This is a genomic window from Protofrankia sp. CiP1_Cm_nod4 (assembly GCF_982290645.1).
Window position 1 is genome coordinate 1 of sequence record NZ_CEVIVC010000276.1, and the last position, 2,526, is coordinate 2,526.

Annotated in this window: 3 protein-coding genes; 1 reads left to right on the forward strand and 2 read right to left on the reverse strand. The window is 70.7% G+C overall.

From position 1 onward, the window contains the following. Both AC5LSR_RS24120 and AC5LSR_RS24125 read right to left on the reverse strand, forming a co-directional pair. Positions 1-804, reverse strand: an 804-nt coding sequence (locus AC5LSR_RS24120) for a toll/interleukin-1 receptor domain-containing protein (RefSeq protein WP_493469082.1), incomplete at its 3' end; no start/stop codon positions are given. 62 nt (positions 805-866) lie between these two features. Further along, positions 867-2,081: an RNA-guided endonuclease InsQ/TnpB family protein gene (locus tag AC5LSR_RS24125; protein ID WP_250285119.1), complete on the reverse strand. Its 1,215-nt coding sequence runs from the start codon at positions 2,079-2,081 to the stop codon at positions 867-869. Positions 2,082-2,102: 21 nt separating this feature from the next. Between AC5LSR_RS24125 and tnpA the strand changes: the two genes are divergently transcribed. Continuing rightward, on the forward strand, positions 2,103-2,526 hold a 424-nt coding region (gene tnpA, locus AC5LSR_RS24130), incomplete at its 3' end, for an IS200/IS605 family transposase (RefSeq protein WP_250285118.1).

The window sequence follows — 2,526 nt, forward strand, 5'->3', positions numbered from 1 at the left end:
AAGGCCGTGCAACGCCTGCGCCCGCCCCGCCGCCGGCTCGGCCGGTGGGGTCCTGCCGACCGGGAGGTGGGGGACGACCGCGGCCTGCCCGGAACGGGTCAGCCGCTCCCGGAGCTCCGCCAGCTCACCCTCCCGGCCGGTGAACCGCGGGTTACGCGGCAGATGCGCGGGCAGCCCCCAGACCGCCGGTGGCCGGCCCGGATACCGTGCCCCCCGCCCGGCCGTACCGTCATCTCCCGCGCTGTCCCTGCCCCTGTCCCTGTCACCGTCACCGTCCCGGGCCGGGAAGAGCAACGGGCCGGTGGGGCGGACTCGCCCCTCCCGTGCCGCCCGGACCCCGTCGAGCAGCCGGGTACGCGCCGTGGCCTCGGCCTCGGCCTCCGGCCCGGACAGGTCGGTCAGATCGATCCAGCCACGGGTCCCCACCAGCCCCAGCCGCTTCGGATCACACGGCGCGATCCGGACCGGGATCAGCCGCCGGTCGTCCCCCGCCGGATCCGCCGCCCACATCGCCTGCCATTCCGCGCTGCCCCAGACCGAGTCCAGATAAGCTGGGCTGAGCACCGCGAGCAGACGACCGCCTCGTGTCACACCCGCGTGCACCAGCGCTGGCCAGTTCGACCCCGGGACGAAATCCCACGCCTGCACCAGCACCCGGTGCCCGTCGGATTCCAGCGCCTCGGCGATCCACTCCGCCCACGGCTGATCCGTCCGCGTGTACGACACGAAGAAATCCCACACCGTGGCGGTGCTGTCACGACCCCCGTCGCCCACCGCGCGAGTATCCCACCGGGCATCCGGCATGCGGCATTCTTTGACGTCCTCCCCGCCCTGAAGGACAGGGATTCCTACCGTGTCGCGTGGGTTCACGCGGCACCTCGCTGGGTTCCTGCTTCGACGCCAACCGCCGGGACAGGTCCCGGTCTTACGTCGGCTCCACAGGCGTTTTCCGTCTCCGCCCGCCCGGCGGCGACGATCCGACGGCCCTCGACCAGGATGTTCCGGGCCGCATTCAGATCACGATCATGGGTGGTGGTGCAGGCCGCGCAGATCCACACCCGGACCGGCAGCGGTTTCGGGCCGTCCGTCACCCCGCAGACCGAGCACACCTGCGACGACGGGAAGAACCGGCCCACCCGCACCACGGTCCGGCCCCGGCGGGCCGCCTTCTCCTCGATCAGACCGACCAGCATCGCCCAGCCGGCGTCGTGCACCGACCGGGCCAGTGTCGTCCGGGCCAGCCCGGACACCGCGAGATCCTCGACGTAGACCGCTTGGTTGTCGCGGACAAGTCGAGCGGCGAGCTTGTGGTGCTGGTCGCGGCGGGTTTCCCGCACCGTGCGGTGGAGGACCGCGACCCGGCGGGCCGCCTTCCGACGGTTGGACGAGCCTTTCCGCTTGCGGGCCAGTGCCCGTTGGGCGCGGGACAGGTGGCGCTGCTTCGACCGAAGAGGACGCGGGTTGGTGATGATCTCACCTGTTGACAGGGTGGCCAGCCGGTCCAACCCCAGATCGATCCCAACGTCGGCAGACACCGCCGGGTAGGGCTCGCCCGCGACGTCGACGACGAACGACACGTAGTACCGGCCGTCCGCCTCCCGGATCACCGTGGCGGACGACGGAATCGACGGCAGCTCCCGTGACCAGACGAGCCGCACATCCCCGACCTTCGCGACCCGCACACCCCGGGCGGTGACCGTGAACCCGTTACGGGTCAGCCGGACCGACTGCCGATTGTCCTTCCGGGACCGGAACCGGGGATGGCCTACCCGGCGGCCTTTCCGTTTCCCGGACAGCGAGTCGAACCAGTTCCGAAACGCCCGCCGGGCGTCCTGGCATGCCTGCACCAGCACCACCGACGACACCTCGGCGAGCCAGTCCCGTTCGGGCGTCTGTTTGGCGAGCGTGACCACCCGGCGCTGCACCTCGGTGTCGGAGAGCTTCTCCCCGGCCGCGTACGCGGTGTCGCGGAGCCGGATCGCGTCGTTGTAGACGACCCGGGCGCAACCGAACGCCCGCGCCAACGCCCGCACCTGACCCGGCGACGGGTAGGCGCGGTAGCGGTAGCGAACGGCCGGCATGCCACCCATCATACTTGGTCTATGGACATCTCCGACGACTACCGGCGAGGCAGACATGTGGTTTCCGCACTGCACGTTCACTTGGTCTTTGTGACGAAGTACCGGCGGGGCGTGTTCGACGATGCGATGCTGAACGCCTGCGAGCGGACCATGCGCGGCGTGTGCGACGACTTCGGCGCCCGCCTGGTCGCATTCACTGGCGAGGACGACCACGTACATCTGCTGGTCGAGTACCCGCCGAAGGTCGCCGTCTCCGCGCTCGTGAACTCCCTGAAGGGCGTGTCCGCGCGGATGCTGCGTGCCGAGTTCACCGGCCGGGTGAACCGGGCCTCGATGCGGGGGCATTTCTGGTCCCCGTCGTACTTCGCGGTGTCGGCTGGCACTGCCCCGATCGCGCTGTTACGCGAGTACATCGAAGGGCAGCGGCGGCCAGCCCCGATGCGCT

What these genes read in the sequence shown, in the direction of transcription:
- AC5LSR_RS24125 (WP_250285119.1), bottom strand. Translation starts at nt 2,081, where the DNA reads ATGCCGGCCGTTCGCTACCGCTACCGCGCCTACCCGTCGCCGGGTCAG.